This window comes from Enterobacter sp. BIDMC 29 (genome assembly GCF_019378755.1).
GTDB classification, from domain to species: domain Bacteria; phylum Pseudomonadota; class Gammaproteobacteria; order Enterobacterales; family Enterobacteriaceae; genus Enterobacter; species Enterobacter ludwigii.
Map to the genome: position 1 here is coordinate 623,215 of NZ_CP080000.1, position 17,725 is coordinate 640,939.

The window sequence follows — 17,725 nt, forward strand, 5'->3', positions numbered from 1 at the left end:
TTGGTTATATATGCGGTTAAGCATATATGTTTGGGCGGAAAGAGGGAAGGCGGAATGTTGAAGAGGGGAATTTCAGGCAACAAAAAACCCATCAACCTTGAACCAAAACGGCGGGGTTGATGGGCTCCACAAATTGGGGACATCAAAGAAAAGCAGTGGCAATAGTTATGACTGCCCCCTGATAAAAAAGTTCTGCGCGTAACGAAAATTTTTTCGTCGTGCGCAGAACTTAAGAGTTATCCGAGTCCAGGCCAGATGATGATGATCAGCGTACCCGCGAGCGTAAGCAGTACGTTAGCGATAGCGTAGGTGCCCGCATAGCCCAGCGCAGGAATATTGCTGCGTGCGGTATCACTGATAATTTCCATTGCCGGGGCGCAGGTACGGGCCCCCATCATTGCCCCGAAGAGCAGGGCGCGGTTCATGCGAAGCACATAAGCACCGAACAGGAAGCAAATCACTACCGGTACCAGGCTGACGATAAGTCCGGAAACCAACATCTGCCAGCCAACAGCGCCCAGGCTGTGGCCAATGCCGCTACCGGCGCTTAAGCCGACACCCGCCATAAAGACCATCAGACCAAACTCTTTCACCATATTGAGCGCCCCCTGCGGAATGTAGCCGAAGGTCGGGTGGTTCGCTCGCAGGAAGCCCAGCATGATGCCGGCGAACAGCAGCCCGGCAGCGTTACCGATGCCAAAGCTAAAGTTGCTGAACTGGAAGGTGATCATCCCGATCATCAGGCCAACGATAAAGAAGGCGCAGAAGGCCAGCAGGTCGGTGACCTGGCTGTGAATAGAGATAAAGCCGATGCGGTCCGCAACGGTTTTCACGCGTCGCGCATCGCCGCTGACCTGCAGAACGTCGCCTTTGTTCAGCACGACGTTGTCGTCGATTGGCATCTCAATCTGGCTGCGGATCACGCGGTTGAGGAAGCAACCATGATCGGTCAGCTTCAGCTGCGCCAGACGACGGCCGACGGCGTTATGGTTTTTCACCACAATCTCTTCGGTGACGATACGCATATCGAGCAGATCGCGGTCAAACACCTCTTTACCGTTGCGGAAGCTCGGGTCGAGGCGGGCGTGGGCATCCGGGTAACCAACCAGGGCAATGTCATCGCCCATCTGCAGCACGGCGTCGCCGTCCGGGTTTGCCAGAATGCCGTTACGGCGAATACGTTCGATATAGCAGCCTGTCTGGCGGTAAATCCCCAGCTCGCGGAGGTTTTTCCCGTCCGCCCATGCAACCAGCTCGGGCCCAACGCGGTAGGCGCGAATCACGGGCAGATAGACTTTACGCTTGCTGTCGGTGTCCAGACCGCGTTCGCGGGCAATTTGCTGAGCGCTGGTCTGCAAATCCTGGTGCTGCAGTTTTGGCAGGTAGCGGGCGCCCACAATCAGGCTCACCAGACCAATCAGATAGGTCAGGGCATAGCCCAGGCTCAGGTGGTCGAGCGCGGTAGAGAGTTGCGCACCGGCCATGCCGGAATGGCGCAGGGTATCGCCTGCACCCACCAATACCGGCGTGGAGGTCATCGAGCCGGCGAGCATACCGGCCGTTAGCCCGATATCCCAGCCAAACAGTTTACCCAGCCCTAAGGCGATCAGCAGCGCGCTGCCGACCATGACCAGCGCCAGCATCAGATAATTTTTGCCGTCGCGGAAGAAAATTGAAAAAAAGTTGGGCCCAGCTTCCACACCAACACAAAAAATAAACAGCATAAAGCCTAAGTTGAGCGCGTCCGTGTTAATGCTGAAATGCTGCTGGCCTAATAATAGTGAGACGACTAAAACGCCAATGGAATTACCAAGTTGAACCGAACCAAGGCGCAATTTACCCAGGCAAAGGCCCAGCGCCAGTACCACAAATAATAACAGGATGTAATTCCCATTTAACAAGTCTGCGACGTTTATATTCACGGAGGCTAACTTCTTGTTTACCAGTAAGTTGTTGAATGAAAGGACTTTTTGGGCTACTGTTTTCTGGGTCAGGGAAAGGCTTTAACGCTCCCTGTTTCCAGCTTTATTCCCTAAAACATTAGCTGGCGGTTAGTTTAATCGTATTAGCTACTGACAGCCACCTATTATCGCTTCACCCTGTGTGTACTTTGGCAAGGATTGCCGCATTGCTTTATCTGACTGGGCGTCTACCCGACGAAAGTGTATTTGATAGAGATAAGTCAGGAGGATAGTTTGAACATTAAACGAAACTGGGCGGGGGTGATCAGCTGCTTTTTGCTGTTCATTGTCGTTTGCATGTCCCTCGCTTTTAATGTGAAGGGAGCGTTCAGGGCGTCGGGTCATCCGGAGCTGGGGCTGCTCTTTTTCACCCTGCCAGGGGCTGCTGCCAGTTTTCTCTCCCGCCGGGGGGAAGTGGTGAAACCGTTACTGGGCGCAATACTTGCAGCGCCGCTGTGTCTGCTGCTGATGCGGTCACTGTATATTTCTACGCGAAGTTTCTGGCAGGAGCTGGCGTGGTTGCTGAGTGGCGTCTTCTGGTGCGCACTGGGAGCGCTATGTTTTTTGTTTGTCCACAGCATGTTGGCCCGGCGCAGACACCACAAATAAAAACGCCCTCAGGGTGAGGGCGTCTTAGCATTACTGAGCGGCAAACAGGCCCAGATGCTCTTTAGCGTATGCTTCAAAGTCTGTGCAACCGCCGATGTGTTTCTGATCGAGGAAAATCTGCGGTACGGTTTCAACCGGTTTACCCACGGTTTTTTCCAGATCGGCTTTGCTGATCCCTTCCGCGTGGATATCGACATAACGGAAGTTAAAATCATCACGCTCTTCGGTCAGTTTCTCAGCCAGCTCTTTCGCGCGCACACAGTAAGGGCACCCTGGACGACCAAAAATTACTGCAAACATTTCTCTCTCCTCGAAAACAAGCCTGACGGCGAATGGGTCTATAGTGCCCGATAACCTGCCGTCATTAAAGAAGGTTTCGCCTGTCGTTATAATACCTCTCAGCTATGTTTCGCCAATTACATCGCGCGCATCATTGCCTATACTGGCTGCGATATGATTCACGCAAGACAAAGAGAGACAAGATGACGCCAACCATAGACCTGCTACGTTCCCATCGTTCAATTCGCCACTTCACCGACGAGCCGATAACGCCGGCGCAGCGTGAAGCCATTATTGACAGTGCAAGGGCGACATCCAGCTCCAGCTTCCTGCAGTGCAGCTCCATTATTCGTATTACCGACCCGGCAATGCGTGAACAACTGGTGACCCTCACCGGTGGACAAAAGCATGTGGCACAGGCAGCCGAGTTCTGGGTGTTCTGCGCCGATTTTAACCGCCACCTGCAGATCTGCCCGCAAGCCGAGCTTGGCCTTGCCGAACAGCTGCTGCTGGGCGTCGTGGACACCGCGCTGATGGCGCAAAACGCCTTCACGGCGGCGGAATCGCTGGGGCTGGGCGGCGTGTACATCGGCGGGCTGCGTAACAATATCGAAAGCGTTACCGAACTGCTGAAGCTGCCAAAACATGTTCTGCCCCTGTTTGGCCTGTGCCTTGGCTGGCCTGCGGATAACCCGGACCTCAAGCCGCGCCTGCCTGCGGCGATGCTGGTGCATGAAAACCACTACCAGCCTGTCGATCAGGATGTGCTGGCGCAATACGATGAAGAGCTGGCGCACTACTACATGACGCGCGACAGCAATAACCGTCGCGATACCTGGAGTGACCACATTCGTCGCACCATCATTAAAGAGAATCGCCCGTTTATTCTCGACTATCTGCACAAACAGGGCTGGGCGACACGATAGCCCATTCATCCTGCGCCTGCCTGCGTGTATGATACGCAGGCTTTTTCCATGTCTTTAGAGAGGTGCAGGGTGAAAATTGCCATTTTGTCCCGGGATGGAACGCTCTATTCATGTAAACGCCTGCGAGAAGCGGCGGCAAAACGGGGGCATCAGGTTGAGATCCTCGATCCGATGTCCTGCTATATGAACATTGATCCTGCTGCCTCATCGATTCATTACAAAGGCCGCAAGCTCCCGCATTTTGATGCGGTTATCCCCCGCATCGGCTCCCAGATAACCTATTACGGCACGGCCGCGTTGCGCCAGTTTGAGATGCTGGGCAGCTATCCGCTCAATGAATCCGTTGCGATATCTCGCGCCCGCGATAAGCTCCGTTCGCTGCAACTGCTTGCCCGGCAGGGAATCGATCTTCCGGTTACCGGCATTGCACATTCACCGGACGACACCAGCGATTTAATCGATATGGTGGGTGGCGCGCCGCTAGTGATCAAGCTGGTGGAAGGCACTCAGGGCATTGGTGTGGTGCTGGCCGAAACGCGGCAGGCGGCGGAAAGCGTGATTGACGCCTTTCGCGGGCTGAATGCCCATATTCTGGTGCAGGAGTACATTGAAGAAGCCAAAGGGCGCGACATTCGCTGTTTTGTTGTCGGTAACGAGGTGGTTGCGGCCATCGAACGTCAGGCAAAAGAGGGCGACTTCCGCTCTAATCTGCACCGTGGCGGCGTGGCGAGAGTCGCGGATATCAGCGATCGCGAGCGTGAGATTGCCGTGAAAGCGGCGCAAACGCTGGGGCTGGATGTGGCGGGTGTTGATTTACTGCGGGCGACGCGCGGGCCGCTGGTGATGGAGGTGAATGCCTCACCGGGACTGGAAGGGGTGGAAAAAACCACCGGGGTCGATATTGCGGGTAAAATGATCTCATGGGTCGAGCGCCACGCAACGCCGGGCTACTGTCTGAAAACGGGCGGTTAAATGGATTACAGCGCACTTTTTGCGTACTCTATGCGAAGTTTTTATTAAAGAGGCTGCACCGCGATGGATTTACAGGTCGTTCCAACACTGGATACGTTACGTCAATGGCTCGATGATGCCGGTATCACTTTCTTTGAATGTGATTCCTGCCAGGCGCTGCATTTGCCTCATATGCAAAATTTCGATGGTATTTTCGATGCCAAAATCGATCTCATTAACGACGTAATCCTCTTCTCTGCGCTGGCCGAAGTGAAACCGTCTGCGCTGCTGGCACTGGCCTCTGACCTGTCGGCCATCAACGCCAGTTCTTTGACGGTGAAAGCATTTCTCGATATACAGGATGATAATCTGCCAAAACTGGTCGTTTGCCAGTCTTTATTCTCCGGTGCCGGCCTCTCTTTCAAGCAGTTCTCCTGGTTTATGCGCTTGAGTGAAGAGCAAATTTCGATGGTAATGATGGAAGCCAATGCGCACCATTTGCTGTATAGCGCGGAAGATGATGCAGAGAATAATGATGCATCTCCCAATTTTCTTCACTAAGCCTGTCTGACTTTTGCGCAGTCGCTGCCATAGCGGCTGCATAACGCCATTTTTTCTGCTGCTTTTAACCTTTCTTTAAAGAATTTTTCACCTCCCCAAACGCCATTTCGGCTTATCACGTAGACATAACCTGCATAAAAAATTGATAAAAGGCGTTTTTTCGTCTGGGCTATAGCCGGAGACACGGGCTACAGTTATTCTTGCGATGCTTAAAAAAGCGAGCGGATCCTGCCGGGTAAAGAGGTTTCTTTTTATTTCGTGCAGAGCGACAAACTATGCATGATTATTGCATATCTTCAGATTGCACAGTTTTAGTTCGTTTGTTAACGAGCTTTCAGAAGGAATAACGATATGATCGCCTTGAATAAAAAATGGTTATCGGGTCTGGTTGCGGGTGCTCTGATGGCCGTCTCTGCCGGCACGCTCGCTGCGGAACAAAAAACGCTGCACGTTTATAACTGGTCTGACTATATCGCGCCGGATACCGTCGCTAATTTCGAAAAAGAGACCGGCATTAAAGTGGTCTATGACGTTTTCGATTCCAACGAAGTGCTGGAAGGGAAACTGATGGCGGGCAGTACCGGTTTTGACCTGGTGGTACCCTCCGCAAGTTTCCTTGAGCGTCAGCTGACGGCAGGTGTCTTCCAGCCGCTCGATAAGAGCAAATTACCGAACTGGAAAAACCTCGATCCGGAAGTGCTTAAGCTGGTCGCCAAGCATGACCCAGACAACAAATACGCGATGCCGTATCTGTGGGCGACCACCGGTATTGGCTATAACGTCGATAAAGTCAAAGCGGTGCTGGGTAAAGATGTCAAACTCGACAGCTGGGACGTGGTGCTGAAGCCGGAAAACCTTGAGAAGCTGAAAAGCTGCGGCGTCTCTTTCCTGGATGCGCCAGAAGAGATTTTCGCCACCGTGCTGAACTACCTGGGCAAAGATCCTAACAGCAGCAAGGCCGATGATTACACCGGCCCGGCAACCGATCTGCTGCTGAAGCTGCGTCCGAACATTCGTTACTTCCACTCCTCACAGTACATCAACGACCTGGCAAACGGCGACATCTGCGTGGCGATTGGCTGGGCAGGGGACGTATGGCAGGCGGCTAACCGCGCCAAAGAAGCCAAAAACGGCGTGAATGTTTCCTACTTCATTCCGAAAGAGGGCGCGCTGGCGTTCTTCGACGTCTTCGCCATGCCGGCTGACGCGAAAAACAAAGACGAAGCTTACCAGTTCCTTAACTACCTGATGCGTCCGGAAGTCATCGCGCATATCAGCGATCACGTCTATTACGCTAACGGCAACAAGGCCTCTGTGCCGCTGGTCAGCGAAGAGATCCGCAATAACCCGGCTATCTATCCGCCGGCGGATGTGTTTGCCAAGCTGTTCACCCTGAAAGTTCAGGATCCAAAAATTGACCGCGTACGTACCCGTGCGTGGACCAAAGTGAAAAGCGGTAAATAACGGCGTCCGGTACGGTTGCCCGGTGGCAAAAGCGCTCACCGGGCCTGCTAAACCCGTCGGTCGGGCTGGCGTGAGCGCCGCCCGACGATGCGCACCCTGATGGTGCGTTTGCACCAGTTTTGATTTCTGCCGGAGAGCACCCCGTGAATGACGCGATCCCCCGCCCGCAGGCGAAAGTCCGTAAAGCGCTGACCCCGCTTCTTGAAATTCGTAACCTCACCAAATCTTTCGATGGTCAGCATGCCGTGGACGACGTCAGCCTGACTATCTACAAAGGTGAAATTTTTGCCCTTCTGGGCGCATCTGGCTGCGGTAAATCGACCCTGCTGCGTATGCTGGCCGGTTTTGAACAGCCTACCGCCGGGCAAATCATGCTGGATGGTGTCGATCTTTCCCGCGTGCCGCCGTATCAGCGCCCGATAAACATGATGTTCCAGTCTTACGCGCTCTTCCCCCATATGACGGTGGAGCAGAATATCGCCTTTGGTCTTAAGCAGGACAAACTGCCGAAAGCCGAAATCACCGCCCGCGTGGCAGAGATGCTCAGCCTGGTGCACATGCAGGAGTTCGCGAAGCGTAAACCGCATCAGCTCTCAGGTGGCCAGCGTCAGCGCGTGGCGCTGGCGAGAAGCCTGGCGAAACGTCCTAAGCTGCTGCTGCTCGATGAACCGATGGGCGCCCTGGATAAAAAACTGCGTGACCGTATGCAGCTGGAAGTGGTGGATATCCTTGAGCGCGTGGGGGTGACCTGCGTGATGGTTACCCACGACCAGGAAGAGGCGATGACCATGGCCGGGCGTATTGCGATCATGAACCGCGGTAAGTTCGTACAGATTGGCGAGCCGGAAGAGATTTATGAGCATCCGACCACCCGCTACAGCGCGGAGTTCATCGGGTCGGTCAACGTCTTCGAAGGGCTGCTGAAATCGCGCGAGGATGACGGTCTGGTGATTGAGTCGCCGGGGCTGCAGCATCCGCTTAAGGTCGATCCGGATAGCTCGGTGGTGGATAACGTGCCGGTGTATGTCGCGCTCCGCCCGGAGAAGATCATGCTGTGCGAAGATCCGCCGGCCGATGGCTTTAACTTCGCCGTCGGGGAAGTGGTGCACATTGCTTACCTGGGCGACCTCTCCATCTACCATGTGCGTCTGAAAAGCGGGCAGATGCTCAGCGCCCAGCTGCAGAACGAACATCGTTATCGCAAGGGACAGCCGACCTGGGGCGACGAAGTACGCCTGTGCTGGGATGCGGACAGTTGTGTAGTGCTGACGGTATAAGGAGCGGACAATGAATACCTTAGAACCTCCAGCCCGCGTTGAAAAACCGGGTGGCTTTGCGCACTGGCTGGCGCGCATGCAGATGAATCACGGACGCAAGCTGGTGATTGCCATGCCTTACGTGTGGCTGATCCTGCTGTTCCTGCTGCCGTTCCTGATTGTTTTTAAGATAAGCCTGGCGGAAATGGCGCGGGCGATCCCGCCCTATACCAACCTGCTGGACTGGGCTGACGGACAGCTGACGCTGACCCTTAACCTCGGCAATTTCCTGCAGTTGACGGAAGATCCGCTCTATTTCGAAGCATATCTGCAGTCGTTGCAGGTGGCGGCGATCTCGACGATCTGCTGTCTGCTTCTGGGTTATCCGCTGGCATGGGCCGTGGCGCACAGTAAATCCTCGACGCGCAACATTCTGCTGTTGCTGGTGATCCTGCCGTCATGGACCTCGTTCCTGATCCGCGTCTACGCGTGGATGGGGATCCTGAAAAACAACGGGGTGCTGAATAACTTCCTGATGTGGCTTGGGGTTATCGATCAGCCCCTGACAATCCTGCATACCAATCTCGCGGTCTATATCGGGATTGTTTACGCCTATCTGCCGTTTATGGTGCTGCCAATTTATACGGCGCTGACGCGTATCGATTATTCGCTGGTGGAAGCATCGCTTGACCTTGGTGCCCGTCCGCTTAAAACCTTCTTCAGCGTTATCGTTCCGTTGACCCGGGGCGGCATTATTGCCGGGTCGATGCTGGTCTTTATCCCGGCGGTAGGGGAGTTTGTGATCCCGGAACTGCTCGGTGGCCCGGACAGCATCATGATTGGGCGTGTGCTGTGGCAGGAGTTCTTTAATAACCGCGACTGGCCTGTGGCGTCTGCGGTGGCGATCGTGATGTTGCTCCTGCTGATCGTACCGATCATGTGGTTCCACAAACATCAGCAGAAACAGATGGGAGACCACGGATGAACAACTTACCGGTAGTGCGCTCCCCATGGCGAATTGCCATCCTGGTGATTGGCTTTACTTTCCTGTATGCACCCATGTTGATGCTGGTGATCTACTCGTTCAACAGCTCCAAACTGGTAACGGTATGGGCCGGCTGGTCGACGCGCTGGTACGGCGAATTGTTCCATGATGACGCGATGATGAGCGCGGTGGGGCTGAGCCTGACCATCGCCGCGCTGGCGGCCACGATGGCCTCCGTGCTGGGGACCATTGCCGCGCTGGTCATGGTGCGCTTCGGGCGTTTTCGGGGGTCGAACGGCTTTGCCTTTATGATTACCGCGCCACTGGTTATGCCAGACGTTATCACCGGTCTGGCGCTGCTGCTGCTGTTCGTCGCCCTGGCGCATGCCATTGGCTGGCCGGCAGATCGCGGCATGCTCACCATCTGGCTGGCGCACGTCACCTTCTGTACCGCGTACGTGGCGGTGGTTATCTCTTCGCGTTTGCGCGAGCTGGACCGCTCCATTGAAGAGGCGGCGATGGATCTCGGAGCGACGCCGCTGAAGGTCTTCTTCATCATCACGCTGCCGATGATTATGCCGGCGGTGATTTCCGGCTGGCTGCTGGCGTTTACGCTGTCGCTCGACGATCTGGTTATCGCCAGCTTTGTCTCAGGACCGGGCGCGACGACGCTGCCTATGCTGGTCTTCTCCAGCGTACGCATGGGGGTCAATCCGGAGATTAACGCCCTGGCCTCGATCATCCTCGGGGTGGTCGGAATTGTCGGATTTATCGCCTGGTATTTGATGGCGCGCGCGGAAAAACAACGTGTGCGTGATATCCAGCGTGCAAGACGCGGCTGAAGGATTTAAACTTTCCAGTGATGTGCCGCGCATGACGCGGCACTGTTTTTCAGGGAAGTAAAACATTGGGATTATTAAAAAAATCACGTCTTACGCACGCTCGTCCAAACGTTCCTGTACTGGTGCAGGTGGCGGCGCTCGCTATTATTATGATCCGCTGTCTTGATGTGCTGATGATCCTTAACACCCTGGGTGTGCGCGGTATGGCTGAATTCATTCACCGCAGCGTACAGACGTGGAACCTGACGCTGGTCTTTTTGAGCAGCCTGGTACTGGTGTTTATCGAGATTTACTGCGCATTTTCGCTGGTCAGAGGACGCAACTGGGCGCGCTGGGTCTATTTGCTGACGCAAATTACGGCGGCGAGCTATCTGTGGGCCGCCTCGCTGGGGTATGGCTATCCGGAACTGTTCAGTATTGCGGGTGGATCAAAACGCGAGATTTTGCACGCGCTGTTTTTGCAAAAACTCCCGGATATGCTGGTGCTGTTCTTCCTGTTCGTGCCTGCTTCCAGTCGGCGGTTCTTCCAGCTGCAATAATGTGTATAATCGCAGCCCTCGTGATTCTTAAGGTTTTGATATGCAGTGCGCACTCTATGACGCCGGTCGCTGCCGCTCCTGTCAGTGGATAGAACAGCCGGTTTCTCAGCAACTCACCGCCAAAATGGCCGACCTGCAACACCTGCTGGCAGACCATGCCGTGGGCGAATGGTGCGCACCCGTCAGCGGGCCGGAGCAGGGCTTTCGTAATAAAGCCAAAATGGTGGTGAGCGGCAGCGTTGAAAAACCGCTGCTGGGCATGTTGCATCGCGAGGGTACGCCTGAAGATTTAACCGACTGTCCGCTTTATCCCGCCTCGTTCGCCCCGGTCTTTGCTGCGATCAAACCGTTTATTGCCCGTGCCGGGTTAACGCCCTATAACGTTGCCCGCAAGCGCGGCGAGCTCAAATACCTTCTTCTTACCGAAAGCCAGGTAGACGGCAGCATGATGCTGCGCTTTGTTCTGCGCTCAGAAGCCAAGGTGGAGCAGCTTCGCGCGGCGTTGCCATGGCTTCAGCAACAGCTTCCGCAGTTAACCGTTATCACCGCGAATATTCAGCCGGTGCATATGGCTATCATGGAAGGGGAGCGGGAGATCTTCTTCACCGAACAGCATGCGCTGGCAGAAACGTTCAACGATGTACCGCTGTGGATCCGTCCGCAAAGCTTCTTCCAGACCAACCCGACCGTCGCGAGTGCGCTTTATGCCACCGCCCGTGACTGGGTGCGGGCGTTAAATATCCATCATATGTGGGATCTGTTCTGCGGGGTGGGCGGCTTCGGTCTGCACTGCGCCACGCCAGACATGCAGCTTACCGGGATTGAGATCTCCGCCGAAGCGATTGCCTGTGCCAGACAGTCTGCCGCAGAGCTTGGGTTGACCCGGCTGCACTTCCAGGCGCTGGACTCCACGCAGTTCGCGACAGGGCAGGATAATGTGCCTGAACTGGTGCTGGTGAACCCGCCGCGCCGGGGCATCGGGAAAGCGCTGTGCGACTATCTGAGCCAGATGGCACCGGACTACATCGTCTACTCCAGCTGCAACGCGCAGACGATGGCAAAAGATATCGCGACGCTGCCGGGCTACCGCATTGAACGCGTCCAGCTGTTCGATATGTTCCCGCATACCGCGCATTATGAAGTCCTGACGCTACTCGTTAAATCTTAAACAAAATATGAACTCTGTCCGCCTGCGAAATCAGGTAAGCTTATCTCATCAGAATTGAAGAAGGCTTACCCATGAAGCAGATCCTGCTGGTGGAAGATGACCACGATATCGCGGCGCTTCTGCGCCTCAACTTAGAAGATGAAGGCTACGCCATCACCCACGAGCCCGACGGGGGCAATGCCTTACAGCGCCTCGAGAAGCAGCCGTGGGACGCGGTGATCCTCGATTTAATGCTCCCCAACGTCGACGGTCTGGAGATTTGCCGTCGCATCCGCCAGATGACCCGCTACCTGCCGGTGATCATCATCAGCGCCCGCAGCAGTGAAACCGACCGTATTACCGGGCTGGAAACCGGGGCGGACGATTATCTGGCCAAGCCGTTTTCGGTACAGGAGCTGATCGCGCGTATCAAGGCGCTGTTCCGACGCCAGCAGGCGATGGGGCAGGCGCAAAGTGCCGGGAATATTCAGGCTCACGGCCTGACGCTCGACCCGCTGGCGCGCAGCGTGCTTTTGCACGGCCAAGTGGTGGATCTCACCCCGCGCGAGTTTGAACTGCTGTACTTCTTTGCCCGTCATCCCGGTGAAGTTTTCTCGCGTCTGGCGCTGCTGGAACAGGTCTGGGGCTATCAGCACGAAGGTTACGAACACACCGTCAACACCCACATTAACCGCCTGCGCATCAAGATTGAGAAGGACGCCGCCGAGCCGGAGATCATTCGCACTGTCTGGGGCAAAGGCTACAAATTTGCGGAGCCAAACGATGCGCCGCTTTAGCCTGAGCCAGCGCCTGACGCTGTTGTTTATTCTGCTGCTGACGCTCTGTGCGACCATCGCCTGCGCGGTGCAACTTTACAGCACCATGCAGTACGGTAATGCGATGGTGCAGCGGCTGTCCGGTGGCCTGGCGCAGCAGATTGTCCAGCGGGAACCGATTCTGGATGCGCAGGGCAGGGTTGACCGCCACGCGCTGAAACCGCTCTTTGACCGGCTGATGACCTTCAATCCAAGCGTCGAACTGTACGTTGTCTCGCCTGATGGCGAACTGCTGGCTGACGCCGCGCCGCCGGGGCATATCCAGCGGCAAAAAATCGACCTCGGGCCGGTGCAGACTTTCCTCAGTGATGCCGCACGGCCGGTACTGGGCGATGACCCGCGAAGCCAGAACAAAAAGGTTTTCAGCGCAACGCCGTTGCGTCAGGACGGAGAGCTGAAAGGCTATCTGTACATTATTCTGCAGGGCGAAGAGTCAAACGCGCTGGCGGAGATGGCCTGGCATCAGGCGCTCTGGAGCACCGTCCTGTGGTCATTGATGTGGGTCGCGCTGTTTGGTTTGCTGGCGGGGTTACTGGTCTGGTACTGGGTAACGCGTCCGGTCAAACGTCTCACGCAGGAAGTGGCCGGGCTGGAGCAGGACAGCATTAGCGCCATTAAACAGCTGGCGGCGCAGCCTACTGAAACCACGGTAAAGGATGAAGTGGCCACGCTGCGCAATACGTTTATCGAGCTGGCCCGTAAAATCACCCTGCAGTGGGATCAGCTGGCCGACAGCGATCGCCAGCGCCGGGAGTTTATCGCCAATATCTCGCACGATTTACGCACGCCGCTCACCTCCTTGCTGGGCTATCTCGAAACGCTGTCGCTGAAATCCGCGACGCTGACGCCGCAGGAACACCAGCAGTATCTCGCCACGGCGCTGCGCCAGGGTCAGAAAGTGCGTCATCTTTCGCAGCAGCTGTTTGAACTGGCGCGCCTTGAGCACGGCGGCATCAAACCGCAGCGCGAGCGTTTTGCCATGGGGGAGCTGATTTCAGATGTGGCGCAGAAATTTGAACTCACGGCCCGCACGCGGGAGGTGAACCTGCGCATTGATGTACCGGGCCCGTTGCCGCTGGTGAATGCCGATGTCTCGATGATTGAGCGGGTGGTGACTAACCTGCTGGATAACGCGATGCGGCATACGCCGACCGGTGGAGAGGTCCGTCTGGCGGTCTGGCAGGAGAACGCGCAGCTACAGGTTGAGGTGGCTGATAATGGAACCGGCGTTGATGCTTCTCTTCGCAACGATCTGTTTGAGCGTCCTTCGGCGTTAAATCCGCAGGCATCACGGGAAAACCGTGGCGGGTTGGGGCTGTTGATTGTGAAACGTATGCTGGAACTGCACGGCGGGGGGATCAGGCTGATGGAGTCCACGAACGGGGCTCGTTTTCGCTTCTTTGTTCCACTGTGAAATTGCCGGGTTTGCCCGGCCTACAGACCACCCCCGTAGGCCAGGCTACCCGACAAAAAGCTGTTACTGCGGGAACCACTGATCGCTGATTTTCTTGTACGTGCCGTCAGCTTTAATTGCTTTCAGCGCGCCATTCAGTTTTTCCAGCAGGGCTTTGTTATCCGGACGCACCGCAATGCCCAGGCCCGTACCGAAGTACTGTGGATCGGTCACTTTTTCGGTCGCGGTGCCCAGCTGTGGGTTGGTTTTCAGCCACTCGTTCACCACCGCAGTGTCACCGAAGACCCCATCAATACGGCCATTTTTCAGGTCGATAATGGCATTCTGGTAGCTATCATAGGCCACGGTTTTCACTTCAGGATGTTTGTCCTGCAGGTATTTCTGATGCGTGGTGCCGTTTTCCATCCCAATGCGTTTGCCTTTCAGCTGGTCAAAGGATGTGTAAGCCCCTTTCTTCGCAATGACCACCGCCGAGTTGGCGTAGTACGGGTCGGTGAAGGTGACCTGCTTGCTACGCTCTGGGGTGATGTCCATCCCGGAGATCACCGCGTCGTATTTTTTGAATTTCAGCGACGGGATCAGGCTGTCAAACGCATGGTTCGTGAACGTGCAGTCGGCCTGCATCTGTTTGCACAGGGCTTTGGCGAGGTCGATATCAAAACCGACAATCTGGTTGCTGGCATCCAGCGACTCAAATGGCGGATAGGTGGCCGAAACGCCGAAGTTGATTTTATCTGCAGCTGATGCGCCAGCGGCGAAAGTGGCCAGTAAAGCGGCCAGAACTAACTTTTTCATTGTAATGCTCCCGTCTGTCAGTCTGTCTTATGCGCCGTGTCTGCGGCATGGAAATACAATGCCATTTAATGAATTTATATTCAATAAAAATGATTAAATATTATTTAACCCATAAAAAAAGACGGGCAGTCGTTAGACTTGCCCGTCTTCGTCAATAAAGTTTATGCAAAACGGTGATTAATTACGGCGCTCAAACGCCAGCGCTTTACGCTCGATAAGGCGCATCATCAGCGTCAGCAAACCGTTTACCACCAGATAGACCACGCCCGCGGCACCAAACACCATGACGTCATAGGTGCGTCCGTAGAGCAGCTGCCCGTGGCCCATGACTTCCATCAGCGTGATGGTGTAGGCCAGAGACGTACTCTTGAAAACCAGCACCACTTCGTTGGAGTAGGAGGAGAGCGCACGTTTAAACGCGTACGGCAGCAAAATAGCCAGCGTGTCTTTCTTGCTCATGCCCAGCGCACCACAGGACTGCCATTGCCCTTCCGGGATGGCACGAATAGCCCCGTAGAACAGCTGCGTGGTATAGGCCGCACTGTTCAGCGAAAGGGCAATCAGGGCGCACAGCCATGGCTCAGAAAGCAGGTGCCAGATAACCGGATACTCCTGCAGCGACGGGAACTGGCCCGGGCCGTAGTAAATCAGGAAGATCTGCACCAGCAGCGGTGTACCGGTGAACAAGGTAATGTAGGCTCGCACAATCCATACCAGCACCGGCGTTTTTAGCGTCAGGACGATGGTAAAGATCAACGCCAGGATCAGCGCCACGATGATCGATGCGACGGTCAGCGTCAGGCTGGTGTGCAGCCCTTTCATCAGCTCCGGAAAATAGTCAAGCATCAGCCTGGTCTCCGTTCAAAGCGCGTCGCACGCAGATCAATGCGCTTGAGGATGTACTGACTCACCAGCGTGATCACCAGGTAGATAGCCGCCGCCACGATGTACCAGGTAAACGGCTCCTGGGTACGGGTCGCGATACTTTTGGTTTGCAGCATTAAATCGTTCACGCTGATCAGGCTTACCAGCGCGGTATCTTTCAGCAGCACCAGCCACTGGTTACCCAGCCCGGGCAGCGCATGACGCCACATCTGCGGCATCACCAGACGGAAGAAGATCGCCGATTTCGACAAGCCTAACGCCTGGCCAGACTCCCACTGTCCCTGCGGAACCGCTTTCAGCGCACCGCGCAGGGTTTGCGAAGCATACGCGGAATAGAGCAGAGAGAGAGCAATCACGCCGCACAGGAACGGGCTGACGTCAAAGTTCTCAATCTGCATCTGCACCGGGATCTGTACCACACCCAGATTGAGGGTGAAGCCGTCCGACAGCGTTAACAGCAGCTGCGAGGAGCCAAAATAGATAAACAGGACCACCAGAATTTCAGGCAGCCCACGCAGCACGGTGACCAGCGCTGAGCCGGCCCATGCGACAGGGAACCATTTTGCTGATTCCCATACCGCAAAGATCATCGCCAGCACAAGGCCGATAATCAGTGCGCAAACGGCAAGGCCGACGGTCATCCCGGCGGCGCTTGCTAAAGGAAAAATTTCATTCATCAGGAATTACTTCTGGAACCATTTTTTGTAGATGGTTTCGTAGGTGCCGTCTTTCTTCACTTTTTCCAGCGCAGCGTTGAATTTCTGCTGCAGCTCAGTGTTGCCCTGACGAACGGCAATACCCAGACCCGTGCCGAAGTAATCCTTGTCGGTCACTTTATCGCCCACTGGTGCCAGTTTATCGTTGGCTTTCAGCCACTCGGTCACCACGGCGGTGTCGCCGAACACGCCATCAATACGGCCGTTCTGCAGATCCAGCTTCGCATTCTGGTAGCTGTCATACGGAACGGTGGTGATTTCCGGGTGTTTATCCATGATGAATTTCTGGTGCGTGGTGCCGTTCTGCACGCCCACTTTCTTGCCTTTCAGCTGATCAACCGACGTGAATTTGCCTTTCTGACCAATAAACAGGGCAGAGTTGTCGTAGTAAGGGGTGGTGAAGAGAACCTGTTTTTCGCGCTCAGGGGTGATATCCATTCCGGCCATAACGGCGTCGATACGGCGGAACTTCAGGCTTGGGATCAGGCTGTCGAACGCCTGGTTGCTGAAGGTACAGGTTGCGTCGATCTCTTTACACAGGGCGTTTGCCAGATCCACGTCAAAGCCGACAATTTTATTGTTCGCATCAATGGATTCAAACGGAGGATAAGACGCTTCAGTCGCGAAACGAATCGTCTGGGCTGCGGTAGCGGAAAGGGTGACGCTGGCGAGCAGCGCGGCAAGTAATACTTTTTTCATTATCATTTCCCCTGACACAATCAATGAGATAAATAGTTTTTGAACGCATCGGTTTGCGGGTTTGAGAAGCAGCTCGCATCACCTTGCTCAACGATATACCCGTTTTCCATGTAGACCACGCGGCTGGCCGTTTTGCGCGCCACTTCCACTTCATGGGTTACGATGACCTGAGTAATATGGGTTTCCGCCAGCTCGCGAATGATGCTCACGATCTGGGCGGTAATTTCGGGATCCAGCGCCGCGGTCGGTTCATCAAACAGCAGTACCGCAGGCTCCATCATCAGCGCACGGGCAATCGCCACACGTTGCTGCTGACCACCGGACAGGTGCAGCGGATAGCGGTCGCTGTAAGGCTTAAGGCGCAGACGCTCCAGCAGCTTATCCGCACGCGCGATCGCCTGATCTTTACTTAAGCCCAGCACGCGGCACGGGGCTTCGATCAGGTTTTGCAGTACGGTCAGATGCGGCCAGAGATTGTATTGCTGGAAGACCATGCCAACGTTTTGACGCAGTTCACGAATCGCTTTATCAGACGGTGTTTTCGCGAAATCAAAATGGTTACCGGCGATAGCCAGCGTACCCGAACGGGGCATTTCAAGCAGATTAAGGACACGCAGAAGGGAGCTTTTACCTGCACCGCTTGGGCCAAGCAAAACCAGCGTTTCGCCTTCCGGGCAGTCCAGCGTGATGTCAAACAGCGCCTGGTGTGCGCCGTAGAAGCAGTTAATGCCGTTTAGTTTAATACTCATCGGGGCAGTCTTTACTCATCCAGGCAATCTATAGCAATTGAGGCCGCAGATAGTACCGTTGACAGAATAGTTATGCAATATTTCTGCGTTAAAAGTTAAATATAACCCGCA

General features: G+C 55.2%; 19 protein-coding genes. 12 read left to right on the top strand and 7 right to left on the bottom strand.

Features of this window, described 5'->3' with window-relative positions; translation table 11 throughout:
• Positions 1–236: 236 nt before the first annotated feature.
• Positions 237–1,922, bottom strand: a complete 1,686-nt coding sequence (locus tag JTA15_RS02845; RefSeq protein ID WP_014169303.1) for an aspartate:alanine antiporter — start codon at positions 1,920–1,922, stop codon at positions 237–239.
• A 273-nt stretch (positions 1,923–2,195) separates the two neighbouring features.
• Between JTA15_RS02845 and JTA15_RS02850 the strand changes: the two genes are divergently transcribed.
• A complete protein-coding gene (locus JTA15_RS02850; protein ID WP_032677760.1) occupies positions 2,196–2,570 on the top strand; it encodes an inner membrane protein YbjM in 375 nt (124 codons plus the stop codon).
• 30 nt (positions 2,571–2,600) lie between these two features.
• Here the strand turns inward: JTA15_RS02850 and JTA15_RS02855 are convergent, their stop codons facing one another.
• Positions 2,601–2,870: a GrxA family glutaredoxin gene (locus JTA15_RS02855; protein ID WP_014169305.1), complete on the bottom strand. Its 270-nt coding sequence runs from the start codon at positions 2,868–2,870 to the stop codon at positions 2,601–2,603.
• A 182-nt stretch (positions 2,871–3,052) separates the two neighbouring features.
• On the opposite strand from JTA15_RS02855, the gene nfsA reads away from it, so the two are divergent.
• From nfsA to JTA15_RS02910, 11 genes are all read left to right on the top strand, one after another.
• Positions 3,053–3,775 (top strand): nitroreductase NfsA, encoded by a 723-nt coding sequence (nfsA, locus tag JTA15_RS02860; protein ID WP_025204598.1) that lies wholly within the window; start codon positions 3,053–3,055, stop codon positions 3,773–3,775.
• Between the two features lie 69 nt (positions 3,776–3,844).
• Complete coding sequence (gene rimK, locus JTA15_RS02865; protein ID WP_020884872.1) at positions 3,845–4,747, top strand: 30S ribosomal protein S6--L-glutamate ligase; 903 nt, start codon at positions 3,845–3,847, stop codon at positions 4,745–4,747.
• 63 nt (positions 4,748–4,810) lie between these two features.
• Complete coding sequence (locus tag JTA15_RS02870; RefSeq protein ID WP_014169308.1) at positions 4,811–5,287, top strand: YbjN domain-containing protein; 477 nt, start codon at positions 4,811–4,813, stop codon at positions 5,285–5,287.
• Between the two features lie 351 nt (positions 5,288–5,638).
• Positions 5,639–6,751: a spermidine/putrescine ABC transporter substrate-binding protein PotF gene (potF, locus tag JTA15_RS02875; protein WP_014169310.1), complete on the top strand. Its 1,113-nt coding sequence runs from the start codon at positions 5,639–5,641 to the stop codon at positions 6,749–6,751.
• Positions 6,752–6,894: 143 nt separating this feature from the next.
• Positions 6,895–8,028 (top strand): putrescine ABC transporter ATP-binding subunit PotG, encoded by a 1,134-nt coding sequence (potG, locus tag JTA15_RS02880; RefSeq protein ID WP_020884870.1) that lies wholly within the window; start codon positions 6,895–6,897, stop codon positions 8,026–8,028.
• A gap of 10 nt (positions 8,029–8,038) precedes the next feature.
• Complete coding sequence (gene potH, locus JTA15_RS02885; protein ID WP_219372835.1) at positions 8,039–8,992, top strand: putrescine ABC transporter permease PotH; 954 nt, start codon at positions 8,039–8,041, stop codon at positions 8,990–8,992.
• Positions 8,989–9,834 carry a putrescine ABC transporter permease PotI gene (gene potI, locus JTA15_RS02890; RefSeq protein WP_020884869.1) on the top strand — a complete coding sequence of 282 codons (846 nt, stop codon included), beginning with the start codon at positions 8,989–8,991 and terminating at the stop codon, positions 9,832–9,834. The genes potH and potI overlap by 4 nt, the downstream gene beginning before the upstream one ends.
• A gap of 65 nt (positions 9,835–9,899) precedes the next feature.
• Positions 9,900–10,373 carry a YbjO family protein gene (locus tag JTA15_RS02895; protein ID WP_219372836.1) on the top strand — a complete coding sequence of 158 codons (474 nt, stop codon included), beginning with the start codon at positions 9,900–9,902 and terminating at the stop codon, positions 10,371–10,373.
• Between the two features lie 40 nt (positions 10,374–10,413).
• Positions 10,414–11,541, top strand: a complete 1,128-nt coding sequence (gene rlmC, locus JTA15_RS02900; RefSeq protein ID WP_219372837.1) for a 23S rRNA (uracil(747)-C(5))-methyltransferase RlmC — start codon at positions 10,414–10,416, stop codon at positions 11,539–11,541.
• Between the two features lie 71 nt (positions 11,542–11,612).
• Positions 11,613–12,317, top strand: a complete 705-nt coding sequence (locus JTA15_RS02905; RefSeq protein ID WP_014169317.1) for a response regulator transcription factor — start codon at positions 11,613–11,615, stop codon at positions 12,315–12,317.
• Positions 12,304–13,770 carry an ATP-binding protein gene (locus JTA15_RS02910; protein ID WP_219372838.1) on the top strand — a complete coding sequence of 489 codons (1,467 nt, stop codon included), beginning with the start codon at positions 12,304–12,306 and terminating at the stop codon, positions 13,768–13,770. Before JTA15_RS02905 ends, JTA15_RS02910 begins: the two co-directional genes overlap by 14 nt.
• Positions 13,771–13,833: 63 nt before the next feature.
• Here JTA15_RS02910 and artJ read toward each other — a convergent pair whose 3' ends face one another.
• The 5 genes from artJ to artP form a co-directional block, all read right to left on the bottom strand.
• On the bottom strand, positions 13,834–14,565 hold the full coding sequence (gene artJ / locus JTA15_RS02915) for an arginine ABC transporter substrate-binding protein ArtJ (protein ID WP_020884865.1): 732 nt from the start codon (positions 14,563–14,565) through the stop codon (positions 13,834–13,836).
• Between the two features lie 177 nt (positions 14,566–14,742).
• On the bottom strand, positions 14,743–15,411 hold the full coding sequence (artM, locus tag JTA15_RS02920) for an arginine ABC transporter permease ArtM (protein WP_025204592.1): 669 nt from the start codon (positions 15,409–15,411) through the stop codon (positions 14,743–14,745).
• A complete protein-coding gene (gene artQ / locus JTA15_RS02925) occupies positions 15,411–16,127 on the bottom strand; it encodes an arginine ABC transporter permease ArtQ (RefSeq protein WP_014169322.1) in 717 nt (238 codons plus the stop codon). The genes artM and artQ overlap by 1 nt, the downstream gene beginning before the upstream one ends.
• Before the next feature lie 6 nt (positions 16,128–16,133).
• Positions 16,134–16,865 carry an arginine ABC transporter substrate-binding protein ArtI gene (gene artI / locus JTA15_RS02930; RefSeq protein WP_020884864.1) on the bottom strand — a complete coding sequence of 244 codons (732 nt, stop codon included), beginning with the start codon at positions 16,863–16,865 and terminating at the stop codon, positions 16,134–16,136.
• Between the two features lie 20 nt (positions 16,866–16,885).
• Positions 16,886–17,614: an arginine ABC transporter ATP-binding protein ArtP gene (gene artP, locus JTA15_RS02935; RefSeq protein ID WP_014169324.1), complete on the bottom strand. Its 729-nt coding sequence runs from the start codon at positions 17,612–17,614 to the stop codon at positions 16,886–16,888.
• Positions 17,615–17,725: the final 111 nt, after the last annotated feature.

Bases quoted from the DNA above. Each gene is read 5' to 3' on its own strand.
- potF (WP_014169310.1), top strand. From the start codon at position 5,639: ATGATCGCCTTGAATAAAAAATGGTTATCGGGTCTGGTTGCGGGTGCT.
- JTA15_RS02905 (WP_014169317.1), top strand. From the start codon at position 11,613: ATGAAGCAGATCCTGCTGGTGGAAGATGACCACGATATCGCGGCGCTT.
- JTA15_RS02910 (WP_219372838.1), top strand. From the start codon at position 12,304: ATGCGCCGCTTTAGCCTGAGCCAGCGCCTGACGCTGTTGTTTATTCTG.
- artQ (WP_014169322.1), bottom strand. From the start codon at position 16,127: ATGAATGAAATTTTTCCTTTAGCAAGCGCCGCCGGGATGACCGTCGGC.
- JTA15_RS02855 (WP_014169305.1), bottom strand. From the start codon at position 2,870: ATGTTTGCAGTAATTTTTGGTCGTCCAGGGTGCCCTTACTGTGTGCGC.
- potI (WP_020884869.1), top strand. From the start codon at position 8,989: ATGAACAACTTACCGGTAGTGCGCTCCCCATGGCGAATTGCCATCCTG.
- JTA15_RS02870 (WP_014169308.1), top strand. From the start codon at position 4,811: ATGGATTTACAGGTCGTTCCAACACTGGATACGTTACGTCAATGGCTC.
- artP (WP_014169324.1), bottom strand. From the start codon at position 17,614: ATGAGTATTAAACTAAACGGCATTAACTGCTTCTACGGCGCACACCAG.
- rlmC (WP_219372837.1), top strand. From the start codon at position 10,414: ATGCAGTGCGCACTCTATGACGCCGGTCGCTGCCGCTCCTGTCAGTGG.
- artJ (WP_020884865.1), bottom strand. From the start codon at position 14,565: ATGAAAAAGTTAGTTCTGGCCGCTTTACTGGCCACTTTCGCCGCTGGC.
- potH (WP_219372835.1), top strand. From the start codon at position 8,039: ATGAATACCTTAGAACCTCCAGCCCGCGTTGAAAAACCGGGTGGCTTT.
- nfsA (WP_025204598.1), top strand. From the start codon at position 3,053: ATGACGCCAACCATAGACCTGCTACGTTCCCATCGTTCAATTCGCCAC.
- artM (WP_025204592.1), bottom strand. From the start codon at position 15,411: ATGCTTGACTATTTTCCGGAGCTGATGAAAGGGCTGCACACCAGCCTG.
- artI (WP_020884864.1), bottom strand. From the start codon at position 16,865: ATGAAAAAAGTATTACTTGCCGCGCTGCTCGCCAGCGTCACCCTTTCC.